Below are 15,160 nucleotides of genomic sequence, written 5' to 3' on the forward strand. Positions count from 1 at the left end.
CGCGATGTCCCGGATCAAGGAGTTCAACCTGCCCGACCTGGGCGAGGGCCTGACCGAGGGCGAGATCCTCGCCTGGCTGGTCAAGGTGGGTGACGTCATCGAGCTGAACCAGCCGATCGTCGAGGTGGAGACAGCCAAGGCGGCCGTGGAGATCCCGGCGAAGTGGGCCGGTGAGGTGCGCTCGATCTTCCACCCGGAGGGCAGCACCGTCGAGGTCGGCACCCCGATCATCGCGATCGACACCGACCCCGGCGCCGGCCCGGTGCCGGAGTCGACGACCTCCGCCGCCACGTCCGACCTGCCCACCCCCTCGCCCGCCTCCCTGGCCGCAGTCCAGATAGCCCCGCCCGAGGGCATGGTCGAACCCGGCCTGATCGGCGGCGTAACCCCGAGCGGCCGCACCGCCGTCCTCGTCGGCTACGGCCCCCGCACCACCCCCGCCAAACGCCGCCCCCGCCGCCCCCCCACCCCCACCCCCACCCCCACCCCCGCTCCCGCCGATCATGGAGTTGTGGTGGGGGGCAAAAGCGCCCCTGTAGCCACAAATCCGGCACCACGAGTCCATGATCGACCGAGCACGGGTGGTCCGGTGCTGGCGAAGCCGCCGGTACGCAAGCTCGCCAAGGATCTCGGGGTCGATCTGGGTGCGCTGGTGGGGTCGGGGCCGCTGGGGTCGATCACCCGGGAGGACGTCCAGCGGGCGGTGGTGGCGAGCACCGTGGTGGCCGAGCCGCTGACGGTGACCTCGCCGGCCACCTCGGCCGCGAGCTTCGGCGCGGACCGCGAGCAGCGCATCCCGGTCAAGGGGGTCCGCAAGCTCACCGCCGAGAACATGTCCCGTTCGGCGTTCACCGCCCCGCACGTCACGGAGTTCCTGACCGTGGACGTGACCCGGACGATGAAGGCGCTGGACCGGCTGCGCGAACGGCGGGACTGGCGCGACGTGCGGGTCTCGCCGTTGCTGCTGGTCGCCAAGGCGGTGCTGTTGGCGGTCCGGCGGCACCCGATGGTCAACTCGACCTGGGCCGGCGACGAGATCGTCGTCAAGGAGTACGTCAACCTGGGCATCGCGGCGGCCACCGAGCGGGGCCTGATCGTGCCGAACATCAAGGACGCGGGCCGGCTCACGCTGCGTGAGCTGGCGGATGCGCTGACCGGTCTGGTGCAGACGGCCAAGGCGGGGAAGACCTCCCCGGCGGACATGTCCGGCGGCACCCTGACGATCACCAACGTCGGGGTGTTCGGGGTGGACACCGGCACCCCGATCCTGCCGCCCGGCGAGTCGGCGATCCTGGCCTTCGGCGCGGTCCGTGAGCTGCCGTGGGTCCACAAGGGCAAGGTCAGGCCGCGTCAGGTGACCACCCTGGGGCTCTCCTTCGACCACCGGATCATCGACGGCGAGCTGGGGTCGAAGTTCCTGCGGGACATCGGGGACTTCCTCGCCGACCCGGAGGCGGCGTTGCTCGCCTGGACCTGACCTGTGACGTCCGGCGACGGCCGGTGTGCCCTGGGTGAACGCCCGGCACACCGGCCGTTGCCGTTGAGGGAAGAAAGAGTGGCCCAGATCGCTCTTTGACCTACGATCCTTAGGCCCGTGTTGCAGCTCACCTAATAATCGATGGCGATCGCCGCCCGATGGGTGTTGAATGGAGTCATCAAGGGGCTGACAACCGAATAGCCGGAGGAGAGACCACCATGAGCATGATCGAGCGAATCCGCACCCGTCGTGACGCCAACCGTCGGGCCCGTGCCATCGAGCACGCGCTGCGCTCCGCCAACTCGCCGGCGGTCCGCGAGGAGATCCTCGCGATCGCCCAGCGTCACATGAGCTGACCCGGCACCTACTTTCCTCTCCCTCCTCCAGATCGATGACCCGCCCGGGCCCCGGGCGGGTCATCGGCGTTCCGGACCCGTTGAGACCGGGATTCCACCCCGCCACGACGCCCGGTACGGTGGTTCCGGTCGCCACCCGCCGACCCGGACACCGATCGCGCCCAAGGGAAGCTGATCGACACCGTCCGATGACGCGGAGTGACGGCCGGTGCTGCATGGGGGCCGCGCGCGCGTACCGGATACCGTGCGGGGAGACCGCACGGCCGAACCGCCGGGCACCGGCGACACGGCCGACCGGACGGACGGCATCGGCGGCCGACATGTGATGGAGGAGGCGCACCCATGACGTCCGAGGGCCAGCACCGTCCCGGCCAGGAGCCGGGCGAGGCGCCGCCGGGCTCCGGTGGACCGGCGCCGTACGGCGACCGGCAACCGCAGCAGGATCCGGGGTACGGCGTCCCCGCCACCCCCGACCTCGGCTGGGCCCCACCACCCCCCACCGGCCGGGCCAACCCGCCCGGTCCGTCCTGGTCGGCACCCGATCAGCCGGCGGCCTGGGGCGGCGCACAGGTTCCGCAGCAGTCCGAGCCGACCGAGGCGTGGACCCCGCCGCCCGGCGCGGCACCGTCCACCGAGGCGTGGAACCCGCCGGCCGGCCCGCCGCAGCCCGCCTGGGCCGGGCAGCCCGAGCAGCCGGCCTGGGCCACCGCGCCGGCCGCCGGGAAGCCCGACGCCGCGCCGCAGCCCGGCTGGACGCCGTCGCGCGAGCCCGGCTGGCCGCAGGCCGAGCAACCCGCACCCGCCTGGGCGCAACCCGAGGCCGGTGCCCGGGGTGCCGCCCGCGTCCCGCAGCCTGACAACCCGGCCGGCGGCGGTTGGTCCCCGCCGGCCGACCCCGCGCCGACCTCCCCCGCCGGTTGGTCCGGTCAGGACCCGCCGGCCCGGGAAACCGCGCCGGGCGCCAACGGCTGGGGCACCGCCCCCACTCCACAGCAGCAGGACGAGCCGACCCGTTCCGCCGGCTGGCCGGCCGACGACCGGGCCGGGGCGGATCCGGCCCGGGGTGGCTGGCCGGCCAACCCCCAGGACGCCCCGGGCACCTCCGGCGGATGGGCGGCCGGGCAGCCCCGCGCCGACGAGGCGCCCCGCCCCGCCGGCCGCGCCTCGGTGCCCGTACCGGCCCCGGCGGAGCCCACGAACCAGACGGCGGCGTGGCCGCAGCCGGAGGCCGGCCGCCCCGGCGCACCCGTGTCGCCGGCCCCCACCCCGGGAGCCGAGGGCTGGTCCACCGAGGACGATCCGGCCCGCTCGGGTGGCTGGGCCGCCAACCGCCCCGGCCCGGACGATTCCGGCCGGTCCGCCGACCGGCCGAACGGCGCGCCGGGCGACCGGCAGCCACAGTGGGGGGCACCGGACGAGCCTGCCACCGCCCGCTGGGAGGGTCAGCGCGAGCAGGCCACCCCGGACGGCTGGCCGGGCGGCGCGCCCGCCCGGGCCGACCAGTCGCGTCAGGACGACCCGGCGTCGGGTCAGGAGTGGCCGGCACCGGCCGCGCAGCGGGGTGCGGCCTCCGTACCGGCGCCGGAGCGCCCGGAGTCCGGGGCCGGCTGGGCGGCACCGGAGCAGCCCGCGCGCTCGTCCGCACCGGACGGTCCGCCCGCCTGGGCCGGTAACGACCACCAGCAGCCGCCGTGGGCCGGTGCCGAACGCCCGGTCGTGCCGGAGGGCGAGCCGTGGGCACCCGAGCAGGCGTGGGGTCGCGCCGAACCCGCCGGTCAGCCGGCCGAGGGCGGCTGGGAGCCCCGGCGTGGCGACGACCAGCCGATCTACCAGCCGGGGCCGGCTCCCGGCATCTCCCCGGCCAACATGGTCCCGCTCCCGCCGCAAGAGCAGCGCGTTCCGGGGGCCAGCCTGGCCGCTGCGCCGCCGGCCGACTACGTCCCGCCGGCCCCGTTCGGTGGCCCCGGCGAGCAGCAGCCGCACGGCCGGGAGGCGGCCGGTTGGGGCGCGCCGGAGCAGCCGCAGTTGCCGGCCGGCCCGGCACTGCCCGCGCCTCGGCTCTCGCCCGAGTCCGAGGGTGCCGGCCGCGCACCGGTACCGACGGCCGATGCCGGGGAGCCGGGTGCGGTCGGCCGCGCCTCGGCCAGCGCGTCGGTGCCGACGGCCAGCCGGGTCGCCCCCCCGAGCGACCAGGGGGCACATCCGGGTGGCCCGGTCGTCCCGCAACCCCGGGTGTACGGCCGACCGGCCCGTCCGGAGCCGCCGGAGGAGGCCGACGAGCCCGACTCCCGCCGGCCCGAGCACCACGACGCCCGGTTCGCCGACCAGGACCGTGCCCGGTTCGACGGCCCCGAGCAGCCCCGCTTCGACGAGCCGGAGCGGCAACGCTTCGACGACCAGGACCGGACCCGGTTCGACGGTCCCCGCTTCGACGAGCCGGAGCGGCAACACGGCTTCGGCGGTGACGCACCGTCGTCCGCCCCGCCGGCCGCGCCCCCCGCGTTCGGCGGCGGCATCCCCGCCTTCGCCGACCCGGCGGGCAGCAACCGGCCGATGAACGGCACCCGTCCGCACGGGCCGACGGACCGGCCGGCCGAGCCGTTCGGTGCCGGCCCGACCAGCGGCGCGCCGGCCGGTGCGGCACCGGTGCCGGGGTACGGCCACCCGGCGCACGACCCGGCCCACGGTGGGTACGCCTCACCGTTCCCGCCCGCCGGTCAGCAGTACGGGCCGGGCGGTCAGCAGTTCGGGCCGGGTGGCCAGCCGTCCGGTTCCACCGGTTGGCCGGGTGAGCCGGAGCAGGAGCAGGGGCGGTTCGAGGCGTTCAAGCCGGAGGCTGAGCCGGAGCAGAAGGCCGAGCAGCCCACCCCGAAGGTACGCAACGGGCGGGTGTTGGCGCTGGTGCTGATCGTGGCGGTGCTGATCCTGGCCGTCCCGCTGGGCCTGCTGATGCTCCTCGGCAAGATCGGCTCGGACGATGCCGAGCCGGCCTCCTTCAACCCGGCCGTCGGTTCCTGCGTCAAGCAGTCCGGCACCGGCGCGAGCGCGGCGAGCTGCGACGAGCAGGGCGCCTTCACTGTCGTCTCCAAGGTGGACGCCAAGGAGAAGTGCACCGACCCGACCCAGCCGCATGTGGTGTTGCAGGGCGGCGGGGTGGACCGGGTGCTCTGCCTGAAGCCGGCCGGCCAGTAACGACGTACCGACGGCGGGGGCCCGGGTGGACCGGGTCCCCGCCGTCGGTGTTTCGGGCCGTACGGACTGGGCAGTCTATGGGGACATTGACGTAGCCCGAGGAGGTCACCCCATGGCAGGCAACGAGAACGAGGTCAACCGCAGCGCCCGCAGCGGCCGTTTCGTCACGGAGGGCACCACCGAGCGGGACCCCCGGCACACGACCACCGAGCAGGTGGGCGGCGGCGGGGACCAGGAGGTCCACCGCAGCGCGAGCACCGGCCGTTTCGTCACCGGGACCACCGCCGAGCTGCACCCGTCGACGACCGAGACCCAGCACGTCTGACCGACCTGCCGACCACTGCCCTCCGCACCGGCGCGGGGGGCAGTGTCATGTCCGGGCCCCGAGCTGCACGCAGGGGGTACGCGCGCTGGCCAGGACGCTGCTGTTGTCGGCCGCGGTGATGTCGACGGTGACCGACACGCAGCCCTTCGTGGTCCGCAGCACGTTGCCGAACACGCTGTACACCTGACTTTTGATCATGAACGGATAGTCGAACCGGCTGGATGCGCCGTCGGCGGGGCGGGTGGCCGCCAGCCGGATGGTCGCCCCGGTCGGCACCCGCTCGGTGGAGACGAACAGTGGCCAGGCCGCCTGGCAGCGCGGGGAGTAGCGCAGGGTCAGGTTGCCGTAGGAGGGCTGCGTCGGGTCGGGGTCGGGCACCGGGACGGTTTCCGCGCTGACCGCGTCGACCTGGCAGCGTTCCTCCTGCGGGTCCGCCCCGTCGGCGGCCGGCGTGCCGGCGGTGGGTGCGGCGGCGTCGGGTGCCGGGCCGGAGGCGTCGACCGCCCGGTCCGCCGGACGGTTCGTCCGGGTTTCCCGGTCGGCGATCATCGGTACGACCGAGCCGGCGACGACCACGGTGAGCCCGGCTGCGGCGACCAGTGCCCAGCGGGGCACCGGTGGGCGTCGGGCCGGTGACCGCAGGACCTCCGCTGTGGACCGTTGCGGTGGTTCGGCTGCCGGTCCGCCGGGGGCCGGTCCGCTGGCCTGGTCCGGTGCGGCCTCCCGGTGCCACCGGTCCCGCCAGGCCGCCTCGTCGCCGCCGCAGGCCCGGACGAAGGCCAGGGTCAGCTCCAGCGACGGCAGGCGGGTGCCGGAGAGCACCCCCGCCAGCGCGGTGTGTGAGTAGTGGGCGGTCGCCGACATCCTGCGCAGCGACGGTTGCCCGGCATCGCGCCGGAGCCGGGCGAGATCAGCGATGAATTCGTGGTGCCGGGCATCGCCGGCAGCCTGCTCGCCGACTCGTCCGCTTCGACCCGTCATGGACCCTCCCCCTGCGTGTAAACCCTGGTGTCAACGCACGTCAAGCCAGTGCTTTACAGGCGGGTGCCACGACAGGATCGACCCCGGAGCAGCCACCCGCCGGATAGGTGCCGGTGAATATGATCTCACGGCGAGTGTCGGGCCTGACACGCATCCGTTCGGCTCGAAATCGACATTCGCCCCGGGGATACCGCATCGCACGGACCACCGTCCGACGGGTACGCCGCACCACTTCCGGTGCGGCGCCGACCTCTCGACAGGAGAACCGCGTGTACCAGCCGAACGGCTCGAACCCCCCGGGCCGCACACCCCGCCGAGCACTGCCGAGGTTCGTCATACGGGTCCTCGCCGCCTGCGGCGTCACGGCGATGGTCCTGGTGGGCACGGCCGCACCGTCGTTCGCCGGCATCTCCGGCTACAGCGTCGCCGGCACGGGCGGCGCCGGCCTGATGGTGCGCACCAGCCCCTACGACGCCAACGCCGGCTCGGTGGCGCTCCTTGCCGACGGCACCGGGTTCGTCGCCGAGTGCGCGGTACGCGGGCGCAACATCTCCGGCAACTCCGTCTGGCACCGGATCAGCTCCCCGGCCAGCGGCTGGATCAGCGACTACTACACCAACACGCCGGGGTTCAACCAGTACCTGCCCAACGAGCCGGAGTGCTCCACCACCCCGCCGCCCACCGGCACCCGCGAGGACCGGGCGATGGCCTGGGCCCGGTCGGTCATCGGCCAGGCGTACACCAACGGGGACCTGGGTGACTCCAACCACCAGTGGGACGGCTGGTGCGACAACTTCGTCGGGCACGCCTACGGCCGGGCCGCCAGCGGTTACGCCTCGGCGATCGTGCACTACAACGCGCTGCTGTCGCGCGGCATGATCCGCACCACGGGCACCCCGCCGGCCGGTGCGCTGGTCTTCTACGCCGCCGCGTCGATCAACGGCTACTACGGCCACGTGATGCTCTCCGAGGGCAACGGCAACTACATCACCTCGGCGGCCACCGTCCGCCGCGTCTCGCAGACCTGGCCGGGTGCGCCGTACCTCGGCTGGTCCTACGCCGACCCGGAGTGGACCGGGCGCTGACGCCCCCACCCTGCCCGGCTCCCCTCCCGGTCGTCCGTTGAAAGGATCCTGATGCGTCTCCCCCTTCCCACCCGCGCGGCCCGGCGTGCCCTGCGCCTGGCCCTCGGCCTGACGCTGGTCGCCGCCGTCGGCGTCGGTGTCATGCCCACCCCCGCCACCGCAGCACCCGCCACCACCGGCCCGGCCGCCCACGCCGCGTCGGCCCCCCGCCCGGCCGACCAGGCCAGGCCGGCCAGTGTCGGTGGCCCCGCCATCGGCGCGAAGGCGAACCGGGTCGGCGTCAACGCGGTCGGTATCGACCTGTGCGCCCAGGTGGCGTACGCCGCCGGCTTCCGCAACAACCCGCTGGTCACCGCCGTGGCCGTGGCGATGGCCGAGTCCTCCTGCAACCCGTCGGCGGTCGGCAGCAACGGCCCCACCGCCGGTTGCTCGAACGGTTCGCTGGACCGGGGGCTGTGGCAGATCAACAACTGCTACCACCCCACCGTCACCGACAGTTGCGCCTACAACGCCCAGTGCAACGCCAACGCCGCCTACAGCATCTCCAGCGGCGGCAGCAACTGGCAGCCCTGGTCGACGTACAACAACGGGGCGTACGCCGCGTACCTGTCTGCCGCGCAGGCGGCGGTGGCCCGCCTGGGTGGCACCGGCGACCCGCCGGCGGTGACGGGCACGATCCTGGCCAACCCGTCGCTCAACATCCGCACCGGGCCGGGCACCACCTACGGCATCGCCGGCTCCGTCGCCTACGGCACCACCGTGCGGATCGCCTGCTACACCTTCGGCGAGTACGTCAGTGGCGGCTACTGGCCGTCGTCCACCTGGGACCGGATCACCAACCCGGCGACGGGCGTGACCGGCTACGTGGCCGACACCTGGGTCAACACCACCTACGACGTGAAGACGATGGTCGGTCGCTGCTGACCGTCCCGTCCGGGGGCCGCGCGGGTGGGGTTCGTACCCTGCCCGCGCGGCTCAGCCGTGACCGCCCTCTTGCCCTTCCCGCTGGCGTGGCGGCGGCACCCCGCCGGGCGTGGCGGCGGCGACCCATGCCTCACCTGGAGACCGGTATTCCTGACAGGCATAGATATGACTGACAGGCATACCGGTGTACGCCGGTATCACTCCCCCCGGCCCCTGCGGCGGCCGGCAATCGCGGCCCGCACTCACGTTCGGCGGGACCGGGCAGTGTTACGGTCGGCGTGAAGCTTTCATGTCGACCGATGGAGGGCCCGAATGGGTCGCGGATCGTTTCCTTCGGGACTGGCGCGGTCGTTCAACGCGCGGATCATGGCGCTGCGGTCGTCGCCACGCTGGGGGCGGTTCCTCCGGCGGCACCTGGCCGTGGTCACCTACACCGGTCGCCGTTCCGGGCGGACGTTCAGCACGCCCGTCGCCTACCGGCAGACCGGCGACGCGGTGGTCATCCAGGTCGCGATGCCCGACGCCAAGCAGTGGTGGCGGAACTTCCTGGGCGAGGGCGGCCCGATCTCGCTGAACCTCGACGGGGCCGACCGGGCCGGGCACGCGGTGGCCCGCCGCGACGACCGGGGCCGGGTCACCGTCACCGTCGACCTGAACCGCTGACGCTGGCGGCCGTCGTCCGGGTCACGATGCCCGGTCGGCCAGGGCGACGTGTGGCCGGTCGATCAGACTCGATCAGGGACTCGGGCGACGAATGCCCGCCAAGCTTCGGGAGTGAAGGCGAGAGCAGGGCCGTTCGGGTCCTTGCTGTCCCGTACGCCGACCACAACGCGCAGATTGTCGGCCACCTCGACGCAGTTGCCGCCGTTGGTGCCGGACCTCGTGGACTTGCGCCATCGCGCGCCGGTCATGTCCATTTCTCCGCCATTTCCTTGATCAGACTCAGAGACGGCCTACGGGGAAGCGCATCCCGCAGAACCGCCTCCCAGGTCTTCTGGAGCGTAGCAATCTCGGTTTTTCCGCTGACGGTCTGCGATCTCACCTGATGATCGATGTGGCCGACGGTGGTCTCATCAGGCATCGTGGCGAGGATGAAGCCGCCTTGCAAGCCAGGGTAGAGCCCGGCATCGTCCGCGACGATGTGAATTTGGACGTGCGGGAGTTCGGCGACAGAAGCAAGGTGATCAACTTGCTCGCGCATCAGGGGCCGGTCGCCGTTGACCGTCCGGCGAAGCACAGCCACGTCAAGAACGACCACCACGTGCGGCGGGTCCTCCCTACTCAGGATCGACTGGCGCTCCATCCTGGACCGGACTCGGTGAGAGACTTCCTCAGCGCCGAGTAGGCCGCTGGCCCGAAGCGTCGCCTGCGCGTACGTCTCCGTCTGAAGGATGCCGGGGACGAATGCTGGCTCGTACCATCGCAGGGCCTTGGCCTGATCTTCGAAGTTGATCCACTCACGTAGCCATACCGGAGCCATGTCGAGCGCTGCGAGTCTTTCCAGAAGTCGCCCGAACATGCCACCCGTCCTGAGCGCCTTGTCGATCGCCGCCACGTAGTGCTCTGTGGGCGGACGAGTGCCCGTCTCTACCGCGCTGACGTGTGTGCCCGAGTAGCGGATGAACTTGCCGAACTCACCTTGGTTCATTCCCCGCGACGTCCGAGCATGGCGCAACTCGTCGAGCAGGATCTCCGCCGCCGACATGCTCACATTCCCCAAGCCTCCCCCAATACCCGACGGACTTACGTCAATCGGCCTTCAGTAGCGGTGTCGCATCCTGTCGGTGGCTCTCCATGTTGGCCGATTTGCTTCCGAGACTAGGGCTTCGCCGACGAGAGTTCCACCAACGAAACCGCTGTTGACGCCCGCTGCGACGAAACGGTTTCGGCGGAGGGGGGCACTGGCCTCCTCCCATTGACATCGGACAGAGGGGACCACCGTGCCGACGGACGACAAGCCGAAGCCCGCTCCGAAGCCCCAACCCCAACCAACCCCGCCGCCCCCACCACCACCGCCCGCGCCACCGATCGTCCCCGGCCCGATCGGGCCGTTCATCCCGCCCTACCGGGGACCGGGCCGGATGACGAACGTCGTCTTGGCGGGTCGCTGGACGGAGAGCCGGAACCGAGGGCCGGGGCGATGAGGGAACCGAGACTAAGGGGCGGCGACCTGGTCCACCTGACCCGCGAGGCCAGCCCGCAGTTCGTCAGGCCGATCACGGTGCGGGTGATCCGCGAGCTGACCGACCGCCACACGTACGACGGCTGGACCTGGATCGAGGCGTACGAGCTGGGGCCGGACGGCCTGGCCCGACGACGGCGCGAGCTGTACGTCCGCCGCGCCGGGGTGCGTTGGCTTCCCTCCCCGCCTCCGGCAGCGGCCCGGCCGCCCGCCCCACGGGCAGCGACCAGGTCGGCAGCTCGCGGCTCGGCGGTGCCGGCGTGACGCCGCTCGACGGGCTCGCCCATCGGCCGCTGCGCCCGATCTGGCTGTGCCGCCTCGACGCGAACCCGTGGCCGTGCGGGGAGGCGAAACTCGCCCTGCTCACCGTGTTCGCCGACGACCGGCCGGCTCTGCTGGCCCTGCTGTCGACGCTGCAACGGGAGGCGGAGGATCACCTCACCCAGCTCGACAGCGGCCGGTCGAACAATCTCACCGACCGTTTCCTGTCCTGGGCACAGCCACCCGACCACTGAGCCCTTCGTGCGACTCTTCGGCAGGCGGTGCGGCACGATGGGGGCATGAGCGCACGGGTACGGGCACCAGAGTTGCGTGGTCGGGGTTGGTTGAACACCGGTGGGCGGGAGCTGAGGCTCGCCGACCTGCGGGGAAAGATCGCCTTGTTAGATTTTTGGACCTTCTGCTGCATCAACTGCCTGCACGTGCTCGACGAGTTGCGCCCGCTGGAGGAGAAGTACGCCGACGTGCTGGTCGTCGTCGGGGTGCACTCGCCGAAGTTCGAGCACGAGAAGGATCCGGCCGCGTTGGCCGCCGCCGTCGAACGGTACGGCGTGCACCACCCGGTGCTCGACGACCCCGAGCTGGACATGTGGCAGCAGTACGCGGCGAAGGCATGGCCCACCCTGGCGGTGGTCGACCCGGAGGGTTACGTGGTCGCCACGATGGCCGGCGAGGGGCACGCCGAGGGGCTGATCCGGCTGGTCGACGACCTGATCGCCACCCACGAGGCCAAGGGCACCCTGCACCGGGGCGACGGGCCGTACGTGCCGCCGACGCCACCCGAGACGACGCTGCGCTTCCCCGGCAAGGCCGTGCTGCTCGACGGCGGCAACCTGCTGGTCTCCGACTCGGCCCGGCACAGCCTGGTCGAGCTGGCCCCGGACGGCGAGACGCTGATCCGGCGGATCGGTTCCGGTGAGCGGGGTCGGGTCGACGGCCCCGCCGGGTCGGCCAGTTTCGCCGAGCCGCAGGGGCTCTGCCTGCTGCCCGCGCACGTCGCCGAGGTCGCCGGCTACGACCTGCTGGTCGCCGACACCGTCAACCACCTGCTGCGCGGCGTACGCCTGGACACCGGCGAGGTGACCACGGTGGCCGGCACCGGCCGGCAGTGGCGCTCCACTGTCGACGACCACGCCCACGACGCGCGCTCCGTCGACCTCTCCTCCCCCTGGGACCTGGCCTGGTACGACGACACGGTCATCGTGGCGATGGCCGGCATCCACCAGCTCTGGTGGTTCGACCCGGTCAAGCGGACCGCCGGCATGTGGGCGGGCACCACGGTCGAGGCGCTGCGCGACGGTCCACTGACCGAGGCGTGGCTGGCCCAGCCGTCCGGCCTGTCCGTCTCGGCCGACGGCGCGCGGCTGTGGGTGGCCGACAGTGAGACCAGCGCCATCCGGTACGTGCAGAACGGCGTGCTCGGCACCGCCGTCGGGCAGGGGCTGTTCGACTTCGGGCACGTGGACGGGCCGGCCGACCGGGCGTTGCTCCAGCATCCGTTGGGGGTGTGTGCGCTGCCCGACGGCTCGGTGCTGATCGCCGACACCTACAACGGCGCGGTCCGCCGCTTCGACCCGGCGACCGGCCTGGTCGCCACGGTGGCCGACGGGCTGGCCGAGCCGAGTGACCTGGTGCTCACCGCCGACGGCGGGGTGCTGGTGGTGGAGTCGGCGGCGCACCGGTTGACCCGGCTCGCCCCGGGCGCGTTGACCGCTGCCGGGGCGGACACCGTGGACGGTCCCCGGCACCGGCTGGAGCGTAAACCCACCGACGTCGCGGCCGGCGAGGTGACCCTGGAGGTGATCTTCACGCCGGCGCCGGGGCAGAAGCTGGATGAGACGTACGGGCCGTCGACCCGGCTGGTCGTCTCGGCCTCACCGCCGGAGCTGCTCATTGAGGGGGCGGGCACCGGCACCGAGCTGTCCCGCCGGCTGGTGGTCGACCCGGCCGTGCCGCAGGGGGTGCTCCAGGTGACCGCGCAGGCCGCCACCTGCGACGCCGACGTCGAGCACGCCGCCTGCCACCTGACCCGCCAGGACTGGGGCGTCCCGGTACGGGTCGTCGACGACGGCGCGACCCGCGTCCCGTTGGTGCTGCGCGGCCTGGACACCTGAACGGGGACGGTCAGGCGAACGGGGTCGGGGTGACCCCGGCGTCGATCAACGCGGCCCGCACCAGGGCGGCCGAGGCGACCGCGCCGGGGCTGTCCCCGTGCAGGCAGATCGAGGCGACCGGGCAGGGCACCACGGTCCCGTCGACCGCCACCACGGTGTGCTCGGTGGCCATCCGGACCGCCCGCAGCGCCACCTCCTCCGGGTCGGTGACCAGCGCGCCAGGCGCGGTACGCGGCACCAGCGCCCCGGTGGGCAGGTAGCCCCGGTCGGCGAAGCCCTCGGCGACCACCCGCAGTCCCGCGCCGACGGCGAGCTGGGCGAGGGTGGAGCCGGGGGCGCACAGGATCGGCAGCTCGTGGTCGTACCCGGTGACGGCGGCGACCACGGCGGCGGCCTGCACCTCGTCGGTGGCCGCCGCGTGGTAGAGCGCGCCGTGCGGCTTGAGGTAGCGCACCCGGGTCCGGTACGGCCGGCAGAACGCGTCGAGCGCCCCGATCTGGTAGGTGACGTCGTCGCGCAGCTCGTCGAAGCTGTACGCGATGTGCCGGCGGCCGAAGCCGGCCAGGTCCCGGTAGCCGACCTGCGCGCCGACGGTGACACCGCGTTCGGCGGCGGCGGCGCAGACCCGTCGCATGGTCGACGGGTCGCCGCCGTGGAAGCCGCACGCCACGTTGGCGGAGGTGACCAGGTCGAGCAGCGCCTCGTCGTCGCCGAGCCGCCAGATGCCGAATCCCTCGCCGAGGTCAGCGTTGAGGTCCATGGAACCTCACCGTAGTCCCCGGCCGGGCCTGCGCGAGCCCGGTCACGTCGTCCACCACGCCGATCACCGGGTAGCCGCCGGTGGTCGGATGGTCGGCCAGGAAGATCAACGGTTGGCCGTCGGCGGGCACCTGCACCGCCCCGAGCACCACGCCCTCGCTGGGCAGTTCCCCGGCCACCACGCGGGGCAGCGCCGCGCCGACCAGTCGCGTACCGACCCGGTCACTGACCGGGCTCACCGCGTACGCCGTGCCGAGCAGCAGCGCCATCGCCCCGGCGGTGAACCAGTCGGCACGCGGGCCGGGGCGCAGGGTCAGCCACAACTCCGCCGGCACCGGTCGGCCGACGGTGAAGTCCACCGGTGCGGGCGGCCCGGCCGGTCGGCCGAGCGGGAGCAGGTCGCCGTCGCGGACCGGGGGCGGGCCGAGGCCGGCGAGGGTGTCGGTGGACCGGCTGCCGAGCACGGGCGGGACGGCGATCCCGCCGTCGACCGCCAGCCAGTTGCGCAGCCCGTTCCGGGGCGTGCCGATCCGCAGCACCGCGCCCGCCGGCACCGCCAGCGGCCGGCCCACGTCACCGGGCCGACCGTCGACCCGGACGTCGACGTCGGCCCCGGTCACCGCCACCGTGCCGGCCCGGGTCAGCCGCAGCTCACCACCGCCGAGGGTCAGCTCCAGACCGGCGGCGTCCGCCTGGTTGCCGACCAGCCGGTTCGCCAGCGCCAGCGCCGCCGGATCCAACGCCCCCGACCGGGGTACGCCGAGATGCGCCCACCCGGGCCGCCCCAGGTCCTGCACGGTGGTACGCGCTCCCGCCCGCCGCACCTCGATCGCGCCTGCGGTTTTCTGCGGTGCGGTCATCCGGTCACCAGCCGGACCCGGGTGCCGGGGGTGAGGGTGGCCGGCGGATCGGCGGACACGTCGAACAGGGTCAGCATGGTCCGCCCCACCAGCAGCCAGCCGCCCGGCGACGCGGTCGGGTAGATCCCCGCGTACGGCCCGGCCAGGGCCACCGAGCCGGCCGGCACCCGGGGGCGCGGGGTGGGCAGTCGGGGCACCGCGTACTGCGGGGGCAGCCCGGTCAGGTAGGCGAAGCCGGGGGCGAACCCGCAGAACGCCACCCGGAACTCGGTGTCCGCCAGGCGGCGCACCACCTGGGGCACGGTCAGCTTCCAGTGCTCGGCGACCCGGGGGAGGTCGTCCCCGTCGTACACGGTGGGCACCTCGACCAGGCGGGCGGCGGCCGTGGTGGTGGCCGGGCCGGGGGTCCAGCGGGTGATCCGGGCGGCTGTCGACTCCGGGTCGGGCACCCCGTCGAGCAGGACGGTGCCGGCGGCCGGGACGATCTCGGCGGCGCTCAGCTCGCCGGCTTCCCGGCGTCGCCACAGCTCGGCCCGCCACTGCTCCACCTGGGCGGGGTCGTCGCAGTCGAGCAGGAGGGCGTGCCGGCCCACGGGTCGGATCCGCATTCCGCCATACTCTCCGAT

The 15,160-nt window shown here is 73.5% G+C and carries 16 protein-coding genes; 10 read left to right on the forward strand and 6 right to left on the reverse strand.

Translation table 11 applies throughout. The annotated features are described in order from the left end of the window. Nucleotides 1–4: 4 nt before the first annotated feature. The 4 genes from ACN267_RS24220 to ACN267_RS24235 all read left to right on the forward strand — a co-directional run bounded on the left by ACN267_RS24220 (nt 5) and on the right by ACN267_RS24235 (nt 5,350). Nucleotides 5–1,477, forward strand: a complete 1,473-nt coding sequence (locus ACN267_RS24220; RefSeq protein WP_421490487.1) for a dihydrolipoamide acetyltransferase family protein — start codon at nt 5–7, stop codon at nt 1,475–1,477. Nucleotides 1,478–1,695: 218 nt separating this feature from the next. Then, nucleotides 1,696–1,833 carry a hypothetical protein gene (locus ACN267_RS24225; protein ID WP_168222356.1) on the forward strand — a complete coding sequence of 46 codons (138 nt, stop codon included), beginning with the start codon at nt 1,696–1,698 and terminating at the stop codon, nt 1,831–1,833. Between the two features lie 342 nt (nt 1,834–2,175). After that, nucleotides 2,176–5,025 (forward strand): hypothetical protein, encoded by a 2,850-nt coding sequence (locus tag ACN267_RS24230; RefSeq protein ID WP_421489722.1) that lies wholly within the window; start codon nt 2,176–2,178, stop codon nt 5,023–5,025. Nucleotides 5,026–5,137: 112 nt separating this feature from the next. Continuing rightward, a complete protein-coding gene (locus tag ACN267_RS24235; RefSeq protein WP_204958462.1) occupies nt 5,138–5,350 on the forward strand; it encodes a hypothetical protein in 213 nt (70 codons plus the stop codon). 45 nt (nt 5,351–5,395) lie between these two features. Here ACN267_RS24235 and ACN267_RS24240 read toward each other — a convergent pair whose 3' ends face one another. After that, the gene (locus ACN267_RS24240) at nt 5,396–6,331 is read right to left on the reverse strand and encodes a DUF2690 domain-containing protein (protein ID WP_281901490.1); all 936 of its coding nucleotides are present in this window, start codon (nt 6,329–6,331) and stop codon (nt 5,396–5,398) included. A gap of 269 nt (nt 6,332–6,600) precedes the next feature. On the opposite strand from ACN267_RS24240, the gene ACN267_RS24245 reads away from it, so the two are divergent. From ACN267_RS24245 to ACN267_RS24255, 3 genes are all read left to right on the forward strand, one after another. Further along, nucleotides 6,601–7,416 (forward strand): hypothetical protein, encoded by an 816-nt coding sequence (locus ACN267_RS24245; protein ID WP_281901492.1) that lies wholly within the window; start codon nt 6,601–6,603, stop codon nt 7,414–7,416. 51 nt (nt 7,417–7,467) lie between these two features. Continuing rightward, a complete protein-coding gene (locus ACN267_RS24250; RefSeq protein WP_204958459.1) occupies nt 7,468–8,340 on the forward strand; it encodes a transglycosylase SLT domain-containing protein in 873 nt (290 codons plus the stop codon). A gap of 312 nt (nt 8,341–8,652) precedes the next feature. Further along, nucleotides 8,653–9,003 carry a hypothetical protein gene (locus ACN267_RS24255; protein WP_421489723.1) on the forward strand — a complete coding sequence of 117 codons (351 nt, stop codon included), beginning with the start codon at nt 8,653–8,655 and terminating at the stop codon, nt 9,001–9,003. Between the two features lie 62 nt (nt 9,004–9,065). On the opposite strand, the gene ACN267_RS24260 is transcribed toward ACN267_RS24255, so the two are convergent. Beyond that, the gene (locus ACN267_RS24260; RefSeq protein WP_204925605.1) at nt 9,066–9,257 is read right to left on the reverse strand and encodes a DUF397 domain-containing protein; all 192 of its coding nucleotides are present in this window, start codon (nt 9,255–9,257) and stop codon (nt 9,066–9,068) included. Next, entirely contained in the window at nt 9,248–10,045 is a 798-nt protein-coding gene (locus ACN267_RS24265) for a helix-turn-helix domain-containing protein (protein ID WP_421489724.1), read from the reverse strand. The genes ACN267_RS24260 and ACN267_RS24265 overlap by 10 nt, the downstream gene beginning before the upstream one ends. A 435-nt stretch (nt 10,046–10,480) precedes the next feature. Between ACN267_RS24265 and ACN267_RS24270 the strand changes: the two genes are divergently transcribed. The 3 genes from ACN267_RS24270 to ACN267_RS24280 are packed head-to-tail and all read left to right on the forward strand — an operon-like array spanning nt 10,481 to nt 12,915. Then, the gene (locus ACN267_RS24270; protein ID WP_421489725.1) at nt 10,481–10,786 is read left to right on the forward strand and encodes a hypothetical protein; all 306 of its coding nucleotides are present in this window, start codon (nt 10,481–10,483) and stop codon (nt 10,784–10,786) included. Next, on the forward strand, nt 10,783–11,037 hold the full coding sequence (locus ACN267_RS24275) for a flavin reductase (RefSeq protein ID WP_204958454.1): 255 nt from the start codon (nt 10,783–10,785) through the stop codon (nt 11,035–11,037). The genes ACN267_RS24270 and ACN267_RS24275 overlap by 4 nt, the downstream gene beginning before the upstream one ends. Before the next feature lie 45 nt (nt 11,038–11,082). Next, nucleotides 11,083–12,915: an NHL domain-containing thioredoxin family protein gene (locus ACN267_RS24280; protein ID WP_421489726.1), complete on the forward strand. Its 1,833-nt coding sequence runs from the start codon at nt 11,083–11,085 to the stop codon at nt 12,913–12,915. Nucleotides 12,916–12,925: 10 nt separating this feature from the next. On the opposite strand, the gene ACN267_RS24285 is transcribed toward ACN267_RS24280, so the two are convergent. From ACN267_RS24285 to ACN267_RS24295, 3 genes are read right to left on the reverse strand one after another with little or no spacing between them, the layout of a single operon-like run. Next, on the reverse strand, nt 12,926–13,675 hold the full coding sequence (locus ACN267_RS24285) for a LamB/YcsF family protein (RefSeq protein WP_204958452.1): 750 nt from the start codon (nt 13,673–13,675) through the stop codon (nt 12,926–12,928). Next, nucleotides 13,659–14,534: a biotin-dependent carboxyltransferase family protein gene (locus ACN267_RS24290; protein WP_421489727.1), complete on the reverse strand. Its 876-nt coding sequence runs from the start codon at nt 14,532–14,534 to the stop codon at nt 13,659–13,661. The genes ACN267_RS24285 and ACN267_RS24290 overlap by 17 nt, the downstream gene beginning before the upstream one ends. Then, on the reverse strand, nt 14,531–15,142 hold the full coding sequence (locus ACN267_RS24295) for a 5-oxoprolinase subunit B family protein (protein WP_421489728.1): 612 nt from the start codon (nt 15,140–15,142) through the stop codon (nt 14,531–14,533). Before ACN267_RS24295 ends, ACN267_RS24290 begins: the two co-directional genes overlap by 4 nt. Nucleotides 15,143–15,160 lie beyond the last annotated feature (18 nt).

Origin of the sequence: Micromonospora sp. WMMD734 (assembly GCF_049178975.1) — a bacterium.
In the GTDB taxonomy this organism is placed as follows: Bacteria; Actinomycetota; Actinomycetes; order Mycobacteriales; family Micromonosporaceae; genus Micromonospora; species Micromonospora wenchangensis.